The sequence below is a fragment of the Mordavella massiliensis genome (assembly GCF_016902415.1).
Taxonomy (GTDB): Bacteria; Bacillota; Clostridia; order Lachnospirales; family Lachnospiraceae; genus Merdimonas; species Merdimonas faecigallinarum.
In genome coordinates, this window is sequence record NZ_JACJLV010000014.1 from 33,211 (window position 1) to 53,919 (window position 20,709).

17 protein-coding genes are annotated in these 20,709 nt (G+C 51.8%); all 17 read right to left on the bottom strand.

The features are described 5' to 3' along the window. Positions 1–5: 5 nt before the first annotated feature. The 17 genes from H6A13_RS05915 to H6A13_RS05995 all read right to left on the bottom strand — a co-directional run bounded on the left by H6A13_RS05915 (position 6) and on the right by H6A13_RS05995 (position 20,700). Entirely contained in the window at positions 6–497 is a 492-nt protein-coding gene (locus H6A13_RS05915; protein WP_204908692.1) for a prolyl-tRNA synthetase associated domain-containing protein, read from the bottom strand. 86 nt (positions 498–583) lie between these two features. Beyond that, positions 584–1,504: a tRNA dihydrouridine synthase gene (locus H6A13_RS05920; RefSeq protein ID WP_204908693.1), complete on the bottom strand. Its 921-nt coding sequence runs from the start codon at positions 1,502–1,504 to the stop codon at positions 584–586. Between the two features lie 6 nt (positions 1,505–1,510). Continuing rightward, positions 1,511–4,027 carry a heavy metal translocating P-type ATPase gene (locus H6A13_RS05925; protein ID WP_204908694.1) on the bottom strand — a complete coding sequence of 839 codons (2,517 nt, stop codon included), beginning with the start codon at positions 4,025–4,027 and terminating at the stop codon, positions 1,511–1,513. A 56-nt stretch (positions 4,028–4,083) separates the two neighbouring features. Beyond that, positions 4,084–4,383 (bottom strand): metal-sensing transcriptional repressor, encoded by a 300-nt coding sequence (locus H6A13_RS05930; RefSeq protein WP_204908695.1) that lies wholly within the window; start codon positions 4,381–4,383, stop codon positions 4,084–4,086. A gap of 109 nt (positions 4,384–4,492) precedes the next feature. After that, the gene (locus tag H6A13_RS05935) at positions 4,493–5,113 is read right to left on the bottom strand and encodes a metallophosphoesterase family protein (protein ID WP_204908696.1); all 621 of its coding nucleotides are present in this window, start codon (positions 5,111–5,113) and stop codon (positions 4,493–4,495) included. 12 nt (positions 5,114–5,125) lie between these two features. Beyond that, positions 5,126–7,036, bottom strand: a complete 1,911-nt coding sequence (locus H6A13_RS05940; RefSeq protein WP_204908697.1) for a BMP family ABC transporter substrate-binding protein — start codon at positions 7,034–7,036, stop codon at positions 5,126–5,128. 15 nt (positions 7,037–7,051) lie between these two features. Then, positions 7,052–7,564, bottom strand: coding sequence for a GNAT family N-acetyltransferase (locus H6A13_RS05945; RefSeq protein ID WP_204908698.1), 513 nt, complete (start codon positions 7,562–7,564; stop codon positions 7,052–7,054). A gap of 22 nt (positions 7,565–7,586) precedes the next feature. Next, the gene (gene tsaA / locus H6A13_RS05950; protein WP_204908699.1) at positions 7,587–8,300 is read right to left on the bottom strand and encodes a tRNA (N6-threonylcarbamoyladenosine(37)-N6)-methyltransferase TrmO; all 714 of its coding nucleotides are present in this window, start codon (positions 8,298–8,300) and stop codon (positions 7,587–7,589) included. A gap of 3 nt (positions 8,301–8,303) precedes the next feature. Next, on the bottom strand, positions 8,304–9,149 hold the full coding sequence (locus H6A13_RS05955; RefSeq protein WP_204908700.1) for a deoxyribonuclease IV: 846 nt from the start codon (positions 9,147–9,149) through the stop codon (positions 8,304–8,306). A 79-nt stretch (positions 9,150–9,228) separates the two neighbouring features. Beyond that, a complete protein-coding gene (locus H6A13_RS05960; protein WP_204908701.1) occupies positions 9,229–10,206 on the bottom strand; it encodes a DnaJ C-terminal domain-containing protein in 978 nt (325 codons plus the stop codon). Between the two features lie 190 nt (positions 10,207–10,396). Continuing rightward, positions 10,397–11,281, bottom strand: coding sequence for a radical SAM protein (locus H6A13_RS05965; protein WP_204908702.1), 885 nt, complete (start codon positions 11,279–11,281; stop codon positions 10,397–10,399). A gap of 53 nt (positions 11,282–11,334) precedes the next feature. Beyond that, entirely contained in the window at positions 11,335–14,718 is a 3,384-nt protein-coding gene (locus H6A13_RS05970; protein ID WP_204908703.1) for an ABC transporter ATP-binding protein/permease, read from the bottom strand. 161 nt (positions 14,719–14,879) lie between these two features. Continuing rightward, on the bottom strand, positions 14,880–16,223 hold the full coding sequence (locus tag H6A13_RS05975; RefSeq protein WP_204908704.1) for a hemolysin family protein: 1,344 nt from the start codon (positions 16,221–16,223) through the stop codon (positions 14,880–14,882). Positions 16,224–16,393: 170 nt separating this feature from the next. Beyond that, positions 16,394–16,948 (bottom strand): Fe-S-containing hydro-lyase, encoded by a 555-nt coding sequence (locus H6A13_RS05980; RefSeq protein ID WP_204908705.1) that lies wholly within the window; start codon positions 16,946–16,948, stop codon positions 16,394–16,396. Further along, positions 16,949–17,791, bottom strand: coding sequence for a fumarate hydratase (locus H6A13_RS05985; RefSeq protein WP_204908706.1), 843 nt, complete (start codon positions 17,789–17,791; stop codon positions 16,949–16,951). Positions 17,792–17,857: 66 nt separating this feature from the next. Continuing rightward, on the bottom strand, positions 17,858–18,988 hold the full coding sequence (locus H6A13_RS05990) for an aspartate-alanine antiporter-like transporter (RefSeq protein ID WP_243424745.1): 1,131 nt from the start codon (positions 18,986–18,988) through the stop codon (positions 17,858–17,860). A gap of 110 nt (positions 18,989–19,098) precedes the next feature. Beyond that, positions 19,099–20,700 (bottom strand): FAD-dependent oxidoreductase, encoded by a 1,602-nt coding sequence (locus H6A13_RS05995; protein WP_204908707.1) that lies wholly within the window; start codon positions 20,698–20,700, stop codon positions 19,099–19,101. Positions 20,701–20,709: the final 9 nt, after the last annotated feature.

Below are 20,709 nucleotides of genomic sequence, written 5' to 3' on the forward strand. Positions count from 1 at the left end.
CTTTCTCAGATCTTGATCTTGATCACATCAACATCCAGATCCCATAAAAATTTATCCAGGTCTTTGTAAGATAAAAATACGGTGGCCGTATTTTCAAGAGGATGAATGCCCAGGCTCTTGCACCTGCTCAGATCCTTGTCAATAAAAAATTCCACCTGATGATCGGTGTCGTTCATCAGCCCGAAGGGAGAAACACTTCCCTGCTTCAGTCCCAGATATTTTTCCAGTCTTTCTTCGGACGCAAAACTTAAGTTGCCTCCGCCAAGCTGACGTCCCAGCGCCTTAAGGTCCACCTTCTTACTTTCCTCGCAGGTCACCAGAAAATGGCGTTTTCCCTTTGCGTCCCGCAAAAACAGGTTCTTGCACAGGGTTCCCTTTTCAGGCAGTCCCAGCCTGTCCATATCTTCCATGGTATGAACCGGCTCATGTTCTACCACTTCGTATTTGATTTTTAACTTATCTAATGCGTCATATACTCTTTGTTTCTGATCTTCCATGGCGCTTTTCTCCTTTCCGCTCAGAACTAAATTTCCTTATATTATAGTGCAGCACGCCGGAAATGTAAAGCCGAAAAAGAGACCCCTTATCCCAGGATCTCTTTCACAGCCATCTGATAGCTTTTGATCGTTTCTGCCTTCCGCAGGCGCTCCAGCGCCTCTTTCCTCTCCGGAAACATCGTTCCCATATAGGCCCATAATTCTTTCATTTTGAAAAGCACATGCTTCTCTTCCGGACAGATTTCCTGATAATCCCAGAGGATCTTTTCCAGAAATCCCCGGACTACTTTCCCGGGAGCCTTCCCTTCCCCGCATAAGTTTCCCAAAAGGCCGGGATCCCGCAGGATCCCTCTGCCAAGCATGATGCGGTCCAGACGGGGAAACTGTCTTGTAAGCGTCTCCTGATCCTCCGGTGTAAAAATGTCTCCGTTATAGCAGACCGGGATTTTCGTATGCTCCAGCGCCTTCCGGAACGCGTTCAGGTCCGGATGGTTTTTGTAATAATCCTGCTGCACCCTGGGATGGATGATCAGTTCTTCTACCGGATACTGGTTATAGATCTCCAGGATCCGCTCAAACTCTTCCGGTTCATATTTCCCCAGCCTGGTCTTAATGGATATCTTTCCTTTGGACCGGCTGTAGATTTGGTCCAGAAAACGGTCCAGTTCCTCCGGCAGGGCCAGAAATCCCGACCCCCGGTTCTTTCTCACCACGGTTTTGGAGGGGCAGCCCAGATTCAGGTTCACCTCTTCATACCCATATTCCCGCAGCTTTTCCTCTGTCTGCAAAAAACCTTCTGCGTCATTGGACATGATCTGAGGCACCAGGCACATCCCCGGGTTATGCTCCGGAAGGATCTCGCTTTGTTCCCTTTCATTGAATCCCCGCTTCGTATGAGGCACAAAAAAGGGGGTAAAATATTGATCCATCGGATGAAAAAATATATGGTATGCCCTCCGGTATACGTAGGTAGTGATCCCCTCCAGGGGCGCAAGATAATACTTCATCCCCTCTTACTGGATCCCAAGCACCTGGTAATCCTGATCCTCCACTGCTTTTTTCAGAACATCGTCCGCCACATCTGTACTCAATGTAACCACAGCGGTACCGTTTTCATGGCTGACAACCGCTTCCTCTACTCCCGGCAGCGCCTCCAGGCATTTTTTCACTCTCGCCTCACAGTGTCCGCACATCATACCTTCGATCTTCATTGTTTTTTCCATTGTTTTTTCCTCCTTCTGATTGATGGTGATTCTTTTTTTATCTCTGGATGCGTCATGCATCCGGAACCAGTTCAGACGCAGCGCATTCGTTACGACGCAGAAACTGGACAGGCTCATGGCCGCCGCGCCGAACATGGGATTCAGCTTCCAGCCAAACAACGGGAACCAGACGCCAGACGCCAGCGGGATGCCGATCACATTGTAGAAAAATGCCCAGAACAGATTTTCATGGATGTTCCGAAGCGTGGCCCGGCTTAACCGGATCGCGGCAGGAACGTCGCTTAACCGGCTCTTCATCAGCACAATATCCGCCGCATCGACAGCGATATCTGTACCTGCTCCAATCGCAATACCGATATCCGCTCTGGTCAGAGCCGGCGCATCGTTGATACCGTCTCCCACCATTGCCACCCGGCCTTTGCGCTTTAATTTCCGGATCACTGCTTCTTTTCCATCCGGCAGGACTCCGGCGATCACTTCATCAACACCGGCCTGGTGTCCGATGGCTCTGGCCGTGCGCTCATTGTCTCCAGTCAGCATGACCACATGAAGCCCCATATTCTGCAATTCTTTCACTGCGCGGGGGCTGTCCTCCTTGATCACATCCGCCACAGCGATCACACCGGTGATCCGTCCGCCACGTCCAAAAAAGAGCGGCGTCTTTCCGTCTTCCGCAAATCGTTCTGCCTGCTTTGCTATTTTCTCTGGCACATCCGCCTGCTGGCGGATGAAGGTCAGATTGCCACCGTAGATTTCCTCTCCGTTTAAGACTGCGGACAGCCCGTTCCCCGGAAGCGCCCGGAAGTCTGTGACCTCTGCCGGGGTAAGATCCCGTTCCTCCCCAAGGGAGAGAATGGCTCCCGCCAGCGGATGTTCGCTTTTTTGTTCCAGGGAAAGCGCGTCTTTTAACAGTTCTTCCTCTGTCACACCCTGTGCAGTCAAGATATCCGTTACCTTCGGCTCGCCGCTTGTAATGGTCCCGGTCTTATCCAGGGCAATGATCTGCGTCTTCCCCGCTTCTTCCAGGGAAACTGCAGTTTTAAACAGGATGCCGTTTTTGGCGCCCATGCCATTTCCCACCATGATCGCCACCGGCGTGGCAAGTCCCAGAGCGCAGGGACAGCTGATCACCAGAACCGATACAGCCCTTGCCACAGCGAACCCGGTGCTCTGCCCGGCGATAAGCCAGACAGCAAGCGTCACCAGCGCAATGGTGATCACCGCCGGCACAAAGATACCGGACACCCGGTCTGCTACTTTCGCGATCGGCGCTTTGGTAGCTGCGGCATCGCTGACCATCTGGATGATCTGGGAAAGCGTCGTATCCTCTCCTACCCGGGTCGCCTCACACCGGAGAAAGCCGGATTGATTTAAGGTAGCCGCGGACACCAGATCCCCGGCTTCTTTATCTACGGGAATACTCTCACCGGTCAGCGCGGATTCATTGACAGCGCTGCTTCCTTCCAGGATCCTCCCGTCCACCGGGATGTGCTCTCCGGGACGTACTACAAAAATGTCTCCGATCCGCACTTCTTCGATCCGCACTTCCTGTTCTTTGCCTGCTCTTACCACCACTGCAGTCTCAGGGGAAAGGCGCATCAGACTTTTCAACGCGTCTGTAGTCTTTCCTTTGGATCTTGCCTCCAGCATCTTGCCCACCGTGATCAGAGTCAGGATCATGGCCGCCGACTCAAAGTACAGATCATGCATATAGGACATGACTTTTTCATGATCCATCTGCATCTGGGCTCCTGTCATTGCAAACAGTACATACGTGCTATACAAAAAAGATGCCCCGGACCCCAGCGCTACCAGCGCGTCCATATTCGGCGCCCTGTGAATCATGCTCCGGAAACCGCTTATGAAAAATTTCTGATTGATCACCATAACAATGGCCGCAAACAACATCTGGAAAAGGCCCGTGGCCACATGATTTCCCGCCAGGGCGGAAGGCAGCGGCCATCCCCACATGGTATGCCCCATGGAGACATACATGAGCGGAAGTAAAAAACACAGGGATGCGATCAGCCGTCTTTTCAATACCGGCGTCTCTTTATCCTTCAGCGCTTCTTCCTCTGCCGCTTTTGCAGCGATTTTCTTTTCTCCGGCTCCTTTTGGCGCCGCTCCATAACCGGCCGCTTCCACAGCAGCGATGATATCTCCGGAAGAAGCGGTGCCTTCCACTCCCATTGAATTAGTCAGAAGGCTGACCGAACAGGATGTCACTCCCGGAACCCCGGACACCGCTTTCTCCACTCTTGCACTGCAGGCGGCGCAGCTCATTCCAGTTACAGTATATTGTTCCATCTCCCTACACCTCCTTACGTTTTCTCACTCTCTATCATTTCCCGATCCGGTCCCGCCTACTTCATCAGCTTCTGCAAAAGCGTGACCAGCTCGTCGATCGTCTCCTCCTGTCCATTTCGGATATCATCGGCCACACAGGTACGGATATGATTCCCCAGCAGCACCTTGCTAAAACTATTCAGCGCCGAATTCACTGCAGATACCTGGATCAGAATATCCGGACAATACGCCTCGTCCTCCACCATCCTTTTAATCCCTCTTACCTGTCCTTCAATCCGGTTCAGGCGATGGATCAGATCCTTAAACTCCTCCTCGGACCGCTCCTTTTTCGCGTGTATACATTTCATCTCTTCCATGTCCGCTCCTCCTTACGGAAATAAGTATATACCCTTATGGGGTATATTGCAAGCAGTTTTTGTCAAATGGGGACGGGGGATTTTTAAAAATCCCCCGTCCCCATTTGAACTAGTATAAATGCTCTTTTAAATTTTCATCTTCATAATCGAACACACACCGGTCAAAAGCATTGATCACATGTGTATCCAGGTATTTATCATACCGTTTATGCTGTCTTCCGTATGATTTATGCACATGCCCGTGCAGGAAAAACCTGGGACGGTACTTTTCCATCAGGCTGATGAATGCCTGGAATCCCTGATGCGGCAGATCCCGCCCGTCGTTTAACTGATAGGCCGGCGCATGGGTCACCAGAATGTCAAATCCTCTGTGCCGGAATAACTGGAACCAGAGTTTCCGGATCCTGGCACGCATCTGCCCTTCGGTATACTGATGGCTTCCCGGGCGGTAACGCATGGATCCGCCAAGCCCGAGAATGCGGATCCCCTGAAAAACATAGATCTGATCTTCGATGCAGATACAGCCTTCCGGCGGATGCTTTTCATATTTGCTGTCATGATTGCCGTGGACATACAGTACAGGCGCCGATGTAAATGTGGCAAGAAAAGACAGATACTCCGGAGCCAGATCCCCGCAGGATATGATCAGGTCGATCCCCTCCAGTTTGCTTTTTTCAAAGTAATCCCACAGATAAGCGGATTCCTCATCTGCGATCGCAAGTATTCTCATTCTTTTCCATCATTAACCTTTCGTTTTTTCTACGCCCTGCTGCTGTACCACAGCCTTGGACTCTTCTTCCAGCTTATCCTCGGGCGGGATCTCTCCGATCACATTATCCGCCAGCCAGTCCATGGTCACGATCTCTTCCGGAGACAGAGCCTTATGAGGATCCGGCTGAACGATCCCGCTCTGAGAGTGCAGCACCCCGCTGAATACGTTAAATTCTCCAGAGGAGATGGCGCCTTTTAATACCCGTACCAGACGCTTCATGCCAAGCGGCAGATTCTGGGAGCAGATCACATCGACTACCCCTGAGGTCATGCCCCACCAGTAGTTGATGGCCTTGCTGGAAGACGGATCGTCATCATAACTCCAGGTTCCGTTCATGATCGTCCGGATCAGCTGTTCATAGAATTTTCCCCAGTGCCATACCGGCATGGCCAGATTGTGGGGCGTACCGTTCTCCAGATGATAGATGCCAAAGAACCGGGACGCCTCTTCCGGGATCACCATATCTTTTCCGGAAATACAGCTGGAGTTCGTCCGCTTTACATTTTCCATCACGTCAATATCTTTCACGGATGTCCACTCCAGATAAACCTCGGCGTGCGGGTTTGTCATCTGGGCCCCCAACGCAAATGCATTGATATTGGCGATGGTTCCGTAGATCGGATAATCGGCAATATAGGACAGGCGGTTGTTTTCCGCCATCGCTCCCGCGATAGCGCCCATCAGGAATTTTGCCTCATGCATTCTGGCATAATAGGTCCGGATATACCGGTGCATGGTATTCACCGAACAGTTCAGGATCCGCACCTTCGGATGGGCAATGGCAGCTTTTACACTGGCCTGCACCATCACCGGCGTTGTAGTAAAGATGATATCACAGCCTTTTTGTACGGCGTCTTCCAGAATCTCGTCAATATTATCTTTTGTGACATTTTCATAATAACAGGTGCTGACCTCCTCCGGAAATGTCTGTTCCAGGTGAAGTCTTCCCAGTTCGTGCGCATAAGTCCATGCCGAGGATGTGATCGTCTTCTCATAGAGGAAGGCGATCTGAAGCCTGGTAATGCTGGGCTGCAAAAGTCTGCTCAGGAGCGGCTTCTTCTCTGTATTGGGATCCATTTTCAGATCAATCTCTTCGTCTTCCGACAACAGCTTGAACTCCTCCCAGCTTTTGGAAATCAGTTCTTTTAATTCATTTGTGGTCTTCTCGCAGACTTCCTGATAGCCATACAGGGTGATAAAAGACAGAAATGCGTCCCCTACCGTGATCGAGGGGATTGGATCTCCCGCATCCTGGTATTCTGCCTTAAACCGGGTATAAATGGAACTGAAATCCAGACGGTCGTCATAACTCCACTCCTCATCGGGACCTTTTCCCACTGCTTCCTGCAGCTTCTCAAAACTTCCAAGCTTTGTGAACCAGATAAAATTGACTTTGGAAAGGTCATAAAAGTCCATAAACTCATAATACAGCTTATTTTCTTTCTCTTCCGTACGTTTCGGAACGATGCGGGTCACCATGCCGGGCGAGGAAACCACTCCGAAATATTTCATTACGCTGACGCGTTTGTTTCCTTCCTCTACATAAAACTTATTCATATATTCATAAGCCTTGATCGGCGTATGGATCCCTTCATTGATATGGCTGACACTTAAGCTGACCCATTTGTGGGCGAACTCAGTGTCCGCTCTCAGGATCGGCATGAAATTGCCGGCAAACGCATTGCTTCTGCTGTTGGTTTTGGTTCCGACCACCTGATCCAGAGGGATCTGCACCAGTCCCAGGGGGACCTCAGAATAAGAGCCTTTGGGCGGCAGGACATCGTCCAGCACCTCAAGCGTCGGATGCATCCCGTGCATCGCACGGTACTGATAATCTTTTTTTCCAAGTCTGTACGCCTTCTCATAATCTGACATTGCCATAACCTGTGTTCTCCTTTACAATACTTTTTCAAATGCGATCCTTGGATCTCCGTCTTCAGTTCCGCCGACCAGACGGATGTTGCCGCAGGGCAGAAATCCTGCTTTGGCAAGCGCTCTTTGCATAGGCAGGTTCCCCGGGTGGGTATCGATCCGCACCGCAGGAAATCCAAGTTCTTCTGCCAGCGCGAACCCTTTCCGGAACATCTGGCCTGCCACGCCTTTTCCCTTACAGCCGTCCGCCACACAGACCCTGTGCATGGAAGCATAAGGTCCGTCAGTCAGCCATTTGCCTTCTATCTCGCCATAAGAAGGATCCGGCGTTGTCTGAAACGCAAAGATCCCCAGAACTTTCTCTTCATCCACCGCAAGATAAGTGCATCCTTCTTCAATATCGGAAAGCCATACCTCTCTGGACGGATACCCCTTCTGCCACTGGTCAAGACCAAGTCCTGCAAGCTGCCTCTTGGCCTGATCGGTAATCTCACACATCTGCTCCAAATATTTCATGGATGCTTTTACGAACTCCATCTCTGTCATCCTCCTGTATCTCTCATTTCCTTCCCTTTTCTTCCTGCGCCGGATCTTTAGACGCCGTCTCGATGTCTCTTACCAGAAGGCGTCCGTCCTTTACCTGAAACTTCACTTCCATGCCTGCATATCCCATACCGTACATTCTCTCCGGATCGTCCTGGTAAGAGGGCCTTGGATCCTGGCTTAAAATCTGCCGCAGCGTCTCCCTCTCTGATACAGGGATCTTTTCCAGACATGCCCCGGGGATTTCCACCTCCAGAGCGTATTCCTTTACCCTGGACGCAAATCCCCCTCTGGCCTGTGGAATGCTGTCCACATAAGGCAGATAAGGCTTTATATCATAGATCGGCGTTCCGCTCATCATATCTGCTCCGGTTACGTAAAGAACCGGACCGTCCGGGCCATCCAGTCCCACTTTTTCAAGCCGCACGCAGGAAAGCCCGATGGGATTCGGCCGAAACGGCGACCGGGTGGCAAATACCCCCATCCGCTGGTTCCCTCCAAGCCTTGGCGGACGGACCGTCGGATGCCACCCTTTTCCCACAGCTTCGGAAAACTCCCAGATCAGCCACAGGTGGGAATATCCTTCTATGCCTCTTAACATTTCCGGATTCCGGTAATCCGGTTCAAACAGGATCTTCCCTTTCGTATCTGCAAGTCCGCTTTGTCTGGGAATCCCAAACTTCTCCGGAAAACCGGTATGTATTCTTGCAATGATCTGATGCTCTGCCATATCTTATCTCTCCTGCTCTGCCATAAGTTCCCGGATCTTCCTGATCTCAGCCGCATGCCCTGCGTCATCAAAAGGAGTCTCCAGATAAAAAGGAAGTTTCGCAAGCGCCGGATGACAGAGCACCCGAAGAAGCGCCTCCATCCCGATCTCTCCCTCTCCCAGGGCCGCATGCCGGTCTTTGCGGGAGCCAAACGGCATCAGGCTGTCATTGAGATGAATGGCCTTAAGATGGGCAAGCCCCAGCACCTGGTCGAACTCTTCCAATACTCCGTCCAGATCATGAACAATATCATACCCTGCCGCAAATACGTGGCAGGTATCCAGGCAGATGCCGATCCGTTCCGGATGAGCCGCACCTTCCCGGATCTCCCTTAACTCCTCGAACCGGTCGCCGATCTCCGTTCCTTTACCTGACATCGTCTCCAGGAGAATACAGATCTTTTCCTGTCCGGTCATCGCCTGGTTAAGACCGGCGATAATATTCCGGATACCAGCTTCTTTTCCGATACCGGTATGGCTTCCCGGATGGAACACCAGGTTCTCGATTTCCAGAGCGTCCATCCTTGCCGTATCTTCCCGGATCACCTGGCAGGCGAACTCATAAGTCCTGGGATCCGCGCTTGCCAGATTCATCGTATAAGGCGCATGGGCAAGGAGAGGACCAAAGCCGTGCTCCTTCCGTAATCTCTGAAATTCTTCGGTCTCTTTTTCTTCATATTCCTTATAGCTGGAGCCCCTGGGATTCCTGCTAAAGAACTGCATGGTATTTGCCTGCATTTTGATCACATTCCTGGCGGCCTTTACCGGCCCTCCTGCAATGGACATATGTGCTCCGATTGTCAACGTCATGGTTCTTCCTCCATAAATCCATTGTATCCTACCACACCAGAATTTAAAATACAAATTTTATACAAAAAATTTCTGATTGTTACGCCGCGTATGTTCTATGTCTGGAGCCGCCTTTGTTACATGCGGCTTCAAACTCTTTTAACTTCCGCTTTGCTTCCTCGCTTAAATTCTTCGGCACTTCCACCTGCACTGTTACATACTGGTCGCCGTGGACAGAAGGATCTTTCATGGATACGATGCCTTTGCCCCTCAGCCGGATCCTGGAACCGGACTGTGTTCCCTCCCGGATCTTTAAAGCTACTTTTCCATATAAGGTAGACACATAAGCCTCTCCTCCAAGCGCCGCAACGGTAAACGGAATCCGCGCCGTGGTATAAACATCCATGCCCTTACGCTCAAATCCGGGACGCGGGGCCACCTGTACTTTCAAGAGCAGGTCTCCTGACTCCCCGCCATGACTTCCCGGCAATCCTTTGCCCTTCAGCCGTATGCTCTTGCCACTGTCGATCCCTGCAGGAATGTGTACCTCAAGGGTCTGATTCCTTCCGGATCCGTCCGAAAATGTAATCCGCTTATCACAGCCAAAAGCCGCCTCATCAAAAGCAACTGTCACGTCCGCATGAAGGTCCGCGCCTTTTCTTGCATAGTTTCTGCCCGTAAAGCCGCCTGCAAAACCGCCTGTTCCGGATCCTTTCGCCCGGCTGCCTCCATGGAAGAAGTCCCCGAATATATCACCGAAAATGTCTTCCATATCATCCATATTTCCACCGGTAAAGTGATATTCCTGATAGGTTCCCCCCGGACCGCTTTTCTGCCAGAACGGTTCTCCGTCATACGCCGCATGGCCAAACTGATCGTATTGTTTCTTTTTCTCCGGATCACTTAATACCGAATAGGCCTCTGTCACTTCCTTAAACTTCTGTTCCGCCTGCGGATTCTCTTTATTGGTATCCGGATGGTATTTTTTCGCAAGCTTTCTGTATGCCTTCTTGATCGCCGCCGCATCTGCATTCTTATCCACTCCGAGCACTTCATAATAATCTCTTTTTGCGCCCATCTTCGCCACCTCCTGATATCCTTTATAATCGTAGAAGAACCCGGCAAAATGCCGGGTCCATGTTTCCAAAAGTACAGGGCATTTTTTATGCCTCTCCCTCTGTTCTATATGTAGTATAACACTTACTCATTCTCCTGTCAACTGCAGAATGCAAAAATCCATTGTTCCATATGACTTTTTTATATCCCCTTTACGGAACCGGCATGCCCTCCACCCAGGCCTCGATTCCTTTTCCCTTCTCCTCTGCAATGGCCCGGTCCAGTTTTTCCAGCATCTTTTCTTTCTCGCGGGGCAAGATCCCCCGCACCCGGATCTCCAGGAAATCATGGAGTCCGTCGTAACGGATCTCTTGTACCTCCTCCAAAAGTTCAAGAAGCCTTCTTTCCTCCTGCAGGTTCTCCAGCTCATCCGCCGGAACAAAACGGCCGTTCTTTATCTCTTCATAAAGGCTGACATCCTTATGGAGAAACAGGGAAAAATTAACGATATGCCTGGGCTGCGTGCGGTTGAAAAATTCCGCCAGCGCCTCTGCATTTTCTCTTCCTCTTCCATGCCCCGCCACGCCGGTCATAATATGTGCGTCATAGATCAGCCCGGCCTTTTTCAGGCGGCGGATGGCCTCATACGCTTCCTCAAGCCCATGATCTTTCTCCATAAAGGTCAGCACATCGTCAAGGCCGCTCTCGATCCCGATGTAGAGATGCCGGACTCCCGCCTTATAAAGACGGTCCAGATCTTCCTGGGATTTGCTTAAGATACTGGTCACCGTGGCATCCATATTTACCGCCTCGCAGGAAGGGAAATAAGAATGGATCATCTCCAGGATCTCCTGCAGGCGGTCCGGGGAGAGGCTGAAGGCATTGCCGTCTCCCAGAAATACCTTTCCTGGATCTCCGCCTGCAGACTGCACCCGTTTCAGTTCTTCTTCGATCTGCTTAAGGGGAAGCTCCCGGTATGTCAGATGTTTAAACAGATCACAGAATTTACACCGGTTGTAGGTGCATCCCACCATCACCGGCAGCATAAATGATGCCCGCTCCATTGGAGCCCGGCAGATCTGTCCTTCATAATTCATGCTCCATCCCTCCCTGTATATTTACTATCTCAACTCTTCCTGCATCCGTCCGGCTACTCTGTCCGAAGCGCAGTCACCGGATCGCTCTTTGCCGCCTTTCTGGAGGGGATCAGCCCTCCGATCAGGGTCAGCACCACGCTAAGCAGGATCAGGATTACCGCCGGTATGGCCGGCAGCACTGCATTTACATCCTGATTCCCGGAAATATAATGGATCAGCGCATTTCCCGGGATCAGCATCAGAAGCGACAGCAGGATACCGATCAGTCCGGCGCAAAAGCCGATGATCACAGTCTCTGCATTGAACACCTGGGAGATATTTCCCCTGGACGCGCCGATGGCACGCAGGATCCCGATCTCCTTTCTCCGCTCCAGTACGCTGATGTACGTAATGACTCCGATCATGATCGAAGATACGATCAGGGAAATCGAAACAAACGCGATCAACACATAACTGATGGTGTCAATGATCGTGGTCACAGAGGACATCAGGGCTCCTACCATATCCGTGTAGGTGATCACCTGCTCATCCTTTCCCTCCTCTTCCATCCGGGCATTGTAGTCATCCAGGATGTCCACCACCTGTTCCTTTGCCTCAAAATCTTTGGGATAAATATCAATGCCGTCCGGCGTGGAAAAATCCACATATCCCAGATTTTTCAGATTGCTTTCATACGAAGAGCTGCCCGTCATGGACATGGACATCATAAGTTCTGTCAGTTCGTCTGCGTCCATATTCATCTGAAATGCTTCTGCAAAGGCATCGGCATCAATATTCATGGCGTCCTGCAGGCTGTTTCCGATCTGCGTCATTGCCTGTGTCATGGCAGCCTCGATCCCGGATGTAACCTGCTGCATCATCTGGGTCATGGCCTGGGTGATCTGAGTCTCCAGAGCCTGCGCCATGGTTCCGGTGTATGCAGAAAGCGCCCCGGTCAGATAGCCTTCCAGCGCGCCGGAAAGCTGTTTCTCCACTCCTGAGGTATCCACCATGCCGGCAAGGCTGTCGCTTAAAAGCTGTCTGGTTTCCTCCTCAGCCAGGTATCCCTGGAAGTTTTCTGTAATCTCACCGGCTGTGGTCAGATCATGTTCCGCGGCATACGCTTCGTAACCCGCCATCAGTTCTTCCGCCAGCTTCTGAAGCTGTTCGGCGGTCAGCGCTTCGCCGCCTTCATTTACGATCTCATTCAGATTGTCCTGTATAATCTGTTTTGCGGATTCCGAATTCAGATACGTATTAAAATCTGCCTGGAGATCCTCATATCCGGAAAGGCCGTGTTCTTTTGTGTACTCCTGATATCCACTCATCAGAGAGGCGGCCAGCGCATCCAGTTCGTCTGCGGACACCTGAAGTTCTACTCCCTGCATCAGTTCTGCCATATTAAGTTCCGGGGTCTCCGGAAGCTGTATGGATATTCCGCTTAGATCCACCATGCCGGACAGATCCATGGTTCCGGCCGCCTGCCCGAAAGCACCGGAAAAGTCAAAGGAACCGCTCAGGCCCTGAAACGCATTTTCATCGAATCCAAATGCTTCTTTTAATTTCTCTTCATCTACTGTAAAAAGACTGCCTGTGTCGAACTCGCTGTCCTTGTTTTCTTCACCAAACGGCTCACCCGTAAACACATTGACCTGTGGATTCTCAAGCTGATCCTGTACAATCCTGCTGTCTTTTGCCTGAGCCGCTATGTGCTCCGTAAGAGAAGGCAGATAACCGATCCCGCTCATCAGAAACGCGCCGTTTGCATCCTCTGACGCCTGGACGATCCCGACAATTTTCATGTCCTCGCCCTTTTCAACCAGTTCCTGCATATAGGTCCCGTCATCTGTCTTATCCTTCCACACCTGATACTGGTCGTCATAGACATAGTAATCGCAGCTGTTGACCAGCTTGAACTTTACGTCCAGGATCTCATCATACGAATAGTCCCGGATCTTGTCAGGCACTTCTATCGTTTCCTCATTGACAAACTGGCGCACCATCTGATCCAGTTCTTCTGCATCCCGCAGTCCCAGCGTATACAACAGGAAATCGCTGATACTTCCGCCGGATGTCAGAACCACCACGCATTCATTATATTTTTCCGGCCAGCGCCCGGCTTTCACCTCATACTGTGGCTTATACAGCTTTGTATTTTCCGGCATCTCATAAAACATATCTGTACTCATCATGGTGGACATCATGCTGTTTGTACTGTTGGCAGAGCTGATGCCCATGGGTTCAAAGGAAGTATCCGGATGGACCTGGCGCACCCCGTCCTCTTCCTGCCGGTAGATCTGCGGTGTTACATTATAAGAATATTCGACAGAATTGGTATATTTCCCAATCCCGCTCTCTTTGCTGTCCAGATAAGTTTTCAGAGATTTCAGGTCATTGGAATCCATACTGGAAAACATATCCGTCACCATCTGGATCACATTTACCTCCCCGGATTCTTTCTCCCCTTCACTTTCTTTCTGCGCGCTTGCCGCGCTGGAGGAAAGCATGGAAGTCATGTCAAATCCGGCGCTCTGGATCTGCAGCGGATATTCGGACAGGGTCTCTTCTTCTATGGAGTTGATGTATGCGTTTACTCCGGTAGACAGCGCCAGGATCAGGGCGATCCCGATAATGCCGATGGATCCGGCAAAGGAAGTCAGAAGGGTCCTTGCCTTCTTGGTCTTCAGGTTATTAAAACTGAGCGAAAGCGCAGTCAGAAAAGACATGGAGGCCTTCCCCATATTTTTGTGTTCCGCCGGTTCCAGCGTCGTTTCATCTACTGTAAATGGATCAGAATCCGAGCGGATGGTCCCGTCCTTAAGCCGGACGATCCGGGTGGCATAAGCCTCTGCCAGTTCGGGGTTGTGAGTAACCATGACCACCAGCCGGTCTTTTGCCACCTCTTTTAACAGATCCATGACCTGCACGCTGGTGTCACTGTCCAACGCTCCGGTAGGCTCGTCCGCCAGCAGGATGTCCGGGTCGTTGACCAGGGCTCTTGCAATGGCCACTCTCTGCATCTGTCCGCCGGAAAGTTGGTTCGGCTTTTTATGCACCTGCTCGCCAAGGCCCACTTTTTCCAGAGCCTCCCTGGCTCTCCGGATCCGCTCTCCTTTGTCAATGCCGGAAATGGTCAGCGCCAGTTCCACGTTGGAGAGGATACTCTGATGGGGGATCAGATTATAGCTTTGAAATACAAATCCAATGGTATGGTTGCGATAGGAGTCCCAGTCCCGGTCTTTATATTTTCTGGTGGAAATCCCGTTGATCACCAGGTCTCCGCTGTCATAGCGGTCCAGTCCGCCGATAATATTTAAAAGGGTGGTCTTTCCGGAACCACTGGGTCCCAGTATCGCCACAAATTCGTTGTCTCGCAAATTCAGGCTGACATCGTCCAGCGCTTTTTGCACCAGGCTGCCTGTCCGGTATTCTTTCCGGATATGTTTGATCTGAAGCATGTAAGTCTCTCCTTATCCCGTAAATACAGACGGGAATTTTCCCGTCCCGATCAACTACATTATACGGTTCCGCAAAAAAGAAAACAACATTTTGCAATGTATTTCCACTGCAAAATGTTGTTCTTTATACTTTGTTTATAAATCTTTTAGTGATATTTCATCTATGAAGCTTCTTCTGCTTCCTCCGGCGGTTCAATGGTCAGCCTGACTCTGGTGATCCGCTTTTCTTTCACTTCCTCCACCACAAAGGTCAGTCCTTCTTCCTTGAGCTCTACCACGTCATTTCCGCCTTCATTCGGGATGTAACCAAGCTGTTCCATCAGGAAGCCTGACAATGTATCATAATTCTCTGTCTCAAGAGAAAGATCCAGTTCCTCATTCAGATCCCAGATCTGGATGCCTCCGTCCAGAAGATAGGTGTGCTCGTCCACCTGCACGATCTCCGGCTCTACTTCATCATACTCTTCGTTGATGTCGCCCATGATCTCTTCTACCAGGTCTTCAATGGTAACGATACCGGAAAATCCGCCATACTCGTCCACCAGGATCGCCATACGCTTTCTGGCTTTCTGCATCTCGCGGAACAGAGCGTCCGCTTCCTTGGTCTCCGGCACGAAAAATGCCTTGTGGAGCATGCCGCGGATATCCATCTTGGCCGTCTGCGACTTGCGAAGCTCGATCATAACATCCTTAACGTAAAGCACGCCAATGATGTTGTCAATATTCTCTTCATACACCGGGATCCTTGAATGTCTGGATTCCAGGATCTCATCGATCATTTCTTCAAATGGCTCGTCGATATCCAGCGTAAACACGTCTCTTCTTGGAACCATCAGCTCTCTTGCTGTCCGGTCGTCGAATGCAAAGACGGAATCGATCATTTCCCTTTCTTCATCATCGAAAGTTCCTGTCTCATTTCCCATTTTCAGAAGCGCCTTGATCTCCTCTTCGGTCACCGCCTCTTCCTGATCCTCCGTCTTCATATGCAGTGCTTTGAGCACCACCTTGGTAGACACGGAAAGCAGTTTGATAAACGGTGAAAGCACGATGGAAATATAGTGGATCGGCATAACCGTCAGCATAGAAAAGGCTTCCGCTTTCTGAAGCGCGATCCGCTTTGGAACCAGCTCGCCAAACACCAGGTTAAAGAACATCAGCACCAGGGTCAGGCCGTTTCTTGCAATGCCGCTGCTGTACGGGACATTCATACTTCCCAGCCACTCAGCAACATAAGGCGCCAGGCCCGCCGCTGCAGATGCACTGGAATAGAAGCCTGCAAATGTGATCGCCACCTGGATGGTAGACAGGAACTTGGTCGAGTCCTCAAACAGGCCTTCGATCAGTCTGGCCTTCTTATTCCCCTCAGATGCCAGGGACCGGATCTTATTTTTGTTGACCGATACCACCGCCATCTCTGCTCCGGCGAAATAAGCGTTCATCAATGTAAAAAACAACAGTAACAATAAGTTAAAAAGAATAGTGTTCCCCGCAGGGTCTGCGTCCATAATAAAAAACTCCTCCTAAATTTAGACTCATTTAGAAGGAGTATATCATGTTCCGGCCGCTTTCGCAAGAGTTTGTTCATTTGGGACGTAGACCTTTGCAAAAGGTCTACGTCCCAAATTGCAATTTACCCTGTACCTTTTTGTAATTAAGGGTGTACCCGACCGAATGTTTACCTGCCGGCCAGGTATGCTTTCCGGCCTTCTTCGTACAGGTTTTTCCCTTCGCTGTCGATAATGACTACCAGGGGCATGTCTTCTACGTACAGCTTCCGCAGGGCTTCTGCGCCCAGGTCTTCGTAGGCGATCAGTTCTGCTTTCTTGATGCACTTGGCAAGCAGGGCTCCTGCGCCGCCAATGGCGCCAAAGTAAACGCCGCTGTATTTTTTCATGGCTTCTACTACTTCCGGCAGGCGGGCGCCTTTACCGATCATGCCCCGGGCGCCTACGGACATCATGGTGGGCGCGTAAGCGTCCATCCGTCCGCTGGTGGTGGGGCCGGCGCTTCCGATCACCTGGCCCGGCTTGGCCGGTGTAGGCCCTACATAGTAGATGGTGGCGTCAGTGGGATCAAAGGGCAGTTCTTCGCCTCTTGCCAGGGCTTCACACATCCTTTTATGTCCGGCGTCCCGGGAGGTATAGATGGTGCCGGTGAGCAGCACCTGGTCTCCTGCGTGAAGGGTTTTTGCCAGTTCTTCTGTCAGTGGTAAGGTAATCTTTCTTGCCATTTATATCACCTCCGATTTGTGGCGTGTCACATGGCAGTTGATGTTCACTGCGCAGGGCATGCCCGCGATGTGGGTGGGCAGGGTCTCGATATTCAGGCCGATGGCCGTGGTCCTGCCGCCAAATCCCTGTGGTCCGATGCCAAGTTCATTGATCTTTTCCAGCATTTCCTTCTCCAGATCTGCATAGAAGGGATCCGGATTGGAGGAATCCAGGGGGCGCATCAGCGCTTTTTTCGCCAGCAGGGCGCATTTATCAAAGGTGCCGCCAATGCCCACGCCTACTACCATGGGCGGACAGGGGTTGGGGCCTGCGGTCTCCACCGCCTCCAGGATGAAATCCTTGATCCCCTGCAGTCCCGCGGAAGGCTTGAACATCCGGATCTGGCTCATATTTTCGCTTCCAAATCCCTTGGGGCCTACGGTGACTTTGATCTGCTCGCCGGGCACGATTTCCGTGTAAAGCATAGCCGGTGTATTGTCCCCGGTATTGCCCCGGCGCACCGGATCCTTTACCACGGATTTTCGGAGATATCCGTTGGTGTAACCGCGGCGCACGCCTTCATCCACCGCCTCGGCAAGATCTCCTCCTGTCAGATGGACGTCCTGTCCGATCTCCAGAAAGACACAGGCCATCCCGGTATCCTGGCAGATGGGCACATTTTCCTTGTCCGCGATCTCAAAATTTTCAATAATATTATCCAGCACGCCCTGAGCGATCTCTCCGTCCTCTTTAGACCGGCAGCCCTGGATAGCGCATTTCACATCCTGGGGAAGATGATTGTTGGCTTCGATACAAAGCCGCTCGATCACATCCGTCAGGACGCTTACATTAATTTCACGCATGAATACCACTCCTTTCAACACTCTTTTCTTATCATAACCCAGTCATCCCCTGAAAGTCTACATTATCTATAGAAAGATCCCGATAAACTGGCAGCCCAGCACCACGAATACCAGAGCCACCGGATAGGTGGCCGCATAGGCGCTTGCCACGTCGTCGGTCTCGGTCACCCGAATCAGGGTTCCCAGAGCAGGGGTACTGGTCATACCGCCGCAGATGGAGCCCAGACTGTTGAAGAGGCTCAGCTTCAGCACCTTCGCGGCAAAGAAATATCCGACAAACATTGGGATCAGGGTGATCAGCGCCCCGTAAATGAAGAGTACCAGTCCTTCTTCCCTGAGGATCTCCACGAATCCCGCGCCGGCCTCCACGCCGGCTCCGATGAGGAAGAGAGCCAGGCCGAACTCCCGCAGGCACTCCAGCACGTGCTTCTCCACCTTCATGCTCAGCCTTCCAATCTTCCCGAAATGTCCCAGGATCAATCCGGCGATCAGCGGACCACCGGAGGTTCCCAGGGAAAATTCCGCTCCCCCGGGAAGGGGGATCACGATCTTGGCCAGGATGATCCCCAGCACAATGGCCAGGGCAAAGGGAAAGAATCCCATGCTGTCCGCGTAGAACAATTCTTCCTTTTTCGTCTTATGGAACTCCTCGTCCCCCACATTCTGGGCCGCCTCGAACCGGGCCCGCTCCGCCGCCATGTCGGTCTTCAGAAACTTGGGCACCAGCTGCACAAACAGCACCACGCCCACCACGCCAAAGGGATAGGCGATGCCGTATCCTACCGACGCATTGGCCGATCCGGTGGCGTCAATGGCCGCCGCAAGCCCCGGCGTACTGGTAAGCGCTCCTGCCATCATTCCTACGCTGACATCAGAAGGTACACCGGCAATCTCGATGATCCCGATTGTCGTCAGGGCGCCGATGATGATAATGATCGCTCCCAGCAAAATGTAGGATCTGGCGTTGATCTTAAAGTTCCGGAAAAATTTGGGGCCTGCAATAAATCCCACGGAGGTCACAAAACAGATCAGTCCCAGTTCTCTGACCAGATTCGGCACTTCGAATCCAAAATGTCCAAATACCAGAGCCACCAGAAGGACTCCTGCCGTCCCCAGTTCCACGCCCCGGATTTTAATACTTCCAACCAGGTAGCCGATGACGGCCACCAGAAATACGATCATCAATGTGTTTCCCAACACACTCTCCTGAAACCAGGCTGCGATTCCCACGGTCTCATCCCTTCCCTTCTTTATCTAAAATTCAGACAACTTTCTCCCGGTAAATGTAAAACACTTTTCTATTCTATCTATCTCTGGTGTCTTGCATATTTCGGCAGCAGAAGCGGCGATACATCGCCGGTCTCCAGTCCTGCCTCTTTCAGTTCTTCTGCGTAAGCCTGGATATGATCCAGGTTCATGGTTCCGATCTCCACCTGCTTCGCTTTTGCCGCCGCGGCTTTCCCTGCGTTTCGGCCAAATACGATGATGTCCAGAAGAGAATTTCCCATGAGACGGTTTCTTCCATGAATCCCGCCTACCGCCTCTCCGGCCACCAGAAGGTTATCCATTACCTTGGTAAATCCGTCGCCGCCGATCTCCAGACCGCCGTTCTGATAATGAAGGGTGGGGTAAACCAGGATCGGGACTTTCCGCATATCAATGTCATAGCGCAGATACATCCGCAACATAGCCGGGATCCGCTTCTCAATGGTGCCTTCTCCGCCCAGCTCCTCGATCATGGGCGTATCCAGCCACACACCGCTGCCAAGAGGGGTGTCCACACCTTTTCCTCTTGCCGTACATTCCCGGATGATCCCTGCAGCTGCCACGTCGCGGGTCTCCAGCGGATGCATGAAGGCTTCGCCCTCCACGTTGATCAGCTGAGCTCCCAGGGAACGTACTTTTTCCGTTACCAGCGCGCCGTAGATCTGGGATGGAAATGCCACGCCGGTGGGATGGTACTGGATGGTGTCCTGGTAAAGGAGGGGCGCTCCCGCCCGGTATCCCAGGATCAGGCCGTCTGCAGTTGCTCCGTAATGGTTGGAGGTGGGGAAGCCCTGATAATGCATCCGTCCTGCGCCTCCGGTGGCAATGATCACGGTCTTGGCCCGTGCCACCAGATAATCGCCGGTCTCCAGGTTCTGAAGAACCGCTCCTGCCACCTGGCCTTTCTCATCCTTGATCAGTTCCACTGCAGCGGTAAATTCCACCACCGGAATCTGCCGGTTCAGCACTTCATCCCGCAGGGTCCGCATGATCTCCGCTCCGGAGTAGTCCTTGCAGGCATGCATCCGCTTTCTGGAAGTTCCGCCGCCATGGGTGGTGATCATCCGTCCATTTTCATCTTTATCAAACATTACGCCCAGTTCATTGAGCCACTGGATGGCGTCCGGCGCTTCCATGACCAGCCGCTTCAGAAGTTCCGGCCTTGCGGCAAAATGTCCGCCTCCAAAAGCGTCCAGATAATGCTGGACCGGAGAATCATTTTCCTTGTCCGCCGCCTGGATGCCGCCCTCTGCCATCATGGTGTTGGCGTCGCCGATCCGAAGCTTGGTGACGATCATCACATCCGCTCCGGCTTCATTTGCCTCAATGGCTGCGGAAGCGCCTGCGCCGCCGCCGCCGATCACCAGTACGTCCACGTCATAATCCACTTTGTCAAGGTCGATTTCTTCCCCTAACAGACGGCTGTTGGAGTGGAGAAGATGCACCAGTTCTTCCGGCGCCTTCTGCCCTTTGTTGGGGCCGATCTTAATTTCTGTAAATGCTTCTGTGCGGTAATCCGGGTGGAATTCTTTCAGAAGCTCATCCTTTTCTTCTGCAGTCATCCGTCTGGCTTCTGTCTTCATACGTTCCGCCCGGCTGGCTTCTACCTTCTTTACAGATTCCATCATTTCCGGTGTAAACATGGTCTTCCC

Coding starts and splice junctions, on each gene's coding strand:
- H6A13_RS05930 (WP_204908695.1), bottom strand. CDS start 4,383: ATGGAAGAGATGAAATGTATACACGCGAAAAAGGAGCGGTCCGAGGAG.
- H6A13_RS05925 (WP_204908694.1), bottom strand. CDS start 4,027: ATGGAACAATATACTGTAACTGGAATGAGCTGCGCCGCCTGCAGTGCA.
- H6A13_RS05965 (WP_204908702.1), bottom strand. CDS start 11,281: ATGAATTATGAAGGACAGATCTGCCGGGCTCCAATGGAGCGGGCATCA.
- tsaA (WP_204908699.1), bottom strand. CDS start 8,300: ATGGCAGAGCATCAGATCATTGCAAGAATACATACCGGTTTTCCGGAG.
- H6A13_RS05935 (WP_204908696.1), bottom strand. CDS start 5,113: ATGAGAATACTTGCGATCGCAGATGAGGAATCCGCTTATCTGTGGGAT.
- H6A13_RS05945 (WP_204908698.1), bottom strand. CDS start 7,564: ATGGAGTTCGTAAAAGCATCCATGAAATATTTGGAGCAGATGTGTGAG.
- H6A13_RS05920 (WP_204908693.1), bottom strand. CDS start 1,504: ATGAAGTATTATCTTGCGCCCCTGGAGGGGATCACTACCTACGTATAC.
- H6A13_RS05985 (WP_204908706.1), bottom strand. CDS start 17,791: ATGCGTGAAATTAATGTAAGCGTCCTGACGGATGTGATCGAGCGGCTT.
- H6A13_RS05915 (WP_204908692.1), bottom strand. CDS start 497: ATGGAAGATCAGAAACAAAGAGTATATGACGCATTAGATAAGTTAAAA.
- H6A13_RS05955 (WP_204908700.1), bottom strand. CDS start 9,149: ATGACGTTGACAATCGGAGCACATATGTCCATTGCAGGAGGGCCGGTA.
- H6A13_RS05960 (WP_204908701.1), bottom strand. CDS start 10,206: ATGGGCGCAAAAAGAGATTATTATGAAGTGCTCGGAGTGGATAAGAAT.
- H6A13_RS05970 (WP_204908703.1), bottom strand. CDS start 14,718: ATGCTTCAGATCAAACATATCCGGAAAGAATACCGGACAGGCAGCCTG.
- H6A13_RS05940 (WP_204908697.1), bottom strand. CDS start 7,036: ATGGCAATGTCAGATTATGAGAAGGCGTACAGACTTGGAAAAAAAGAT.
- H6A13_RS05980 (WP_204908705.1), bottom strand. CDS start 16,948: ATGGCAAGAAAGATTACCTTACCACTGACAGAAGAACTGGCAAAAACC.
- H6A13_RS05975 (WP_204908704.1), bottom strand. CDS start 16,223: ATGGACGCAGACCCTGCGGGGAACACTATTCTTTTTAACTTATTGTTA.
- H6A13_RS05995 (WP_204908707.1), bottom strand. CDS start 20,700: ATGTTTACACCGGAAATGATGGAATCTGTAAAGAAGGTAGAAGCCAGC.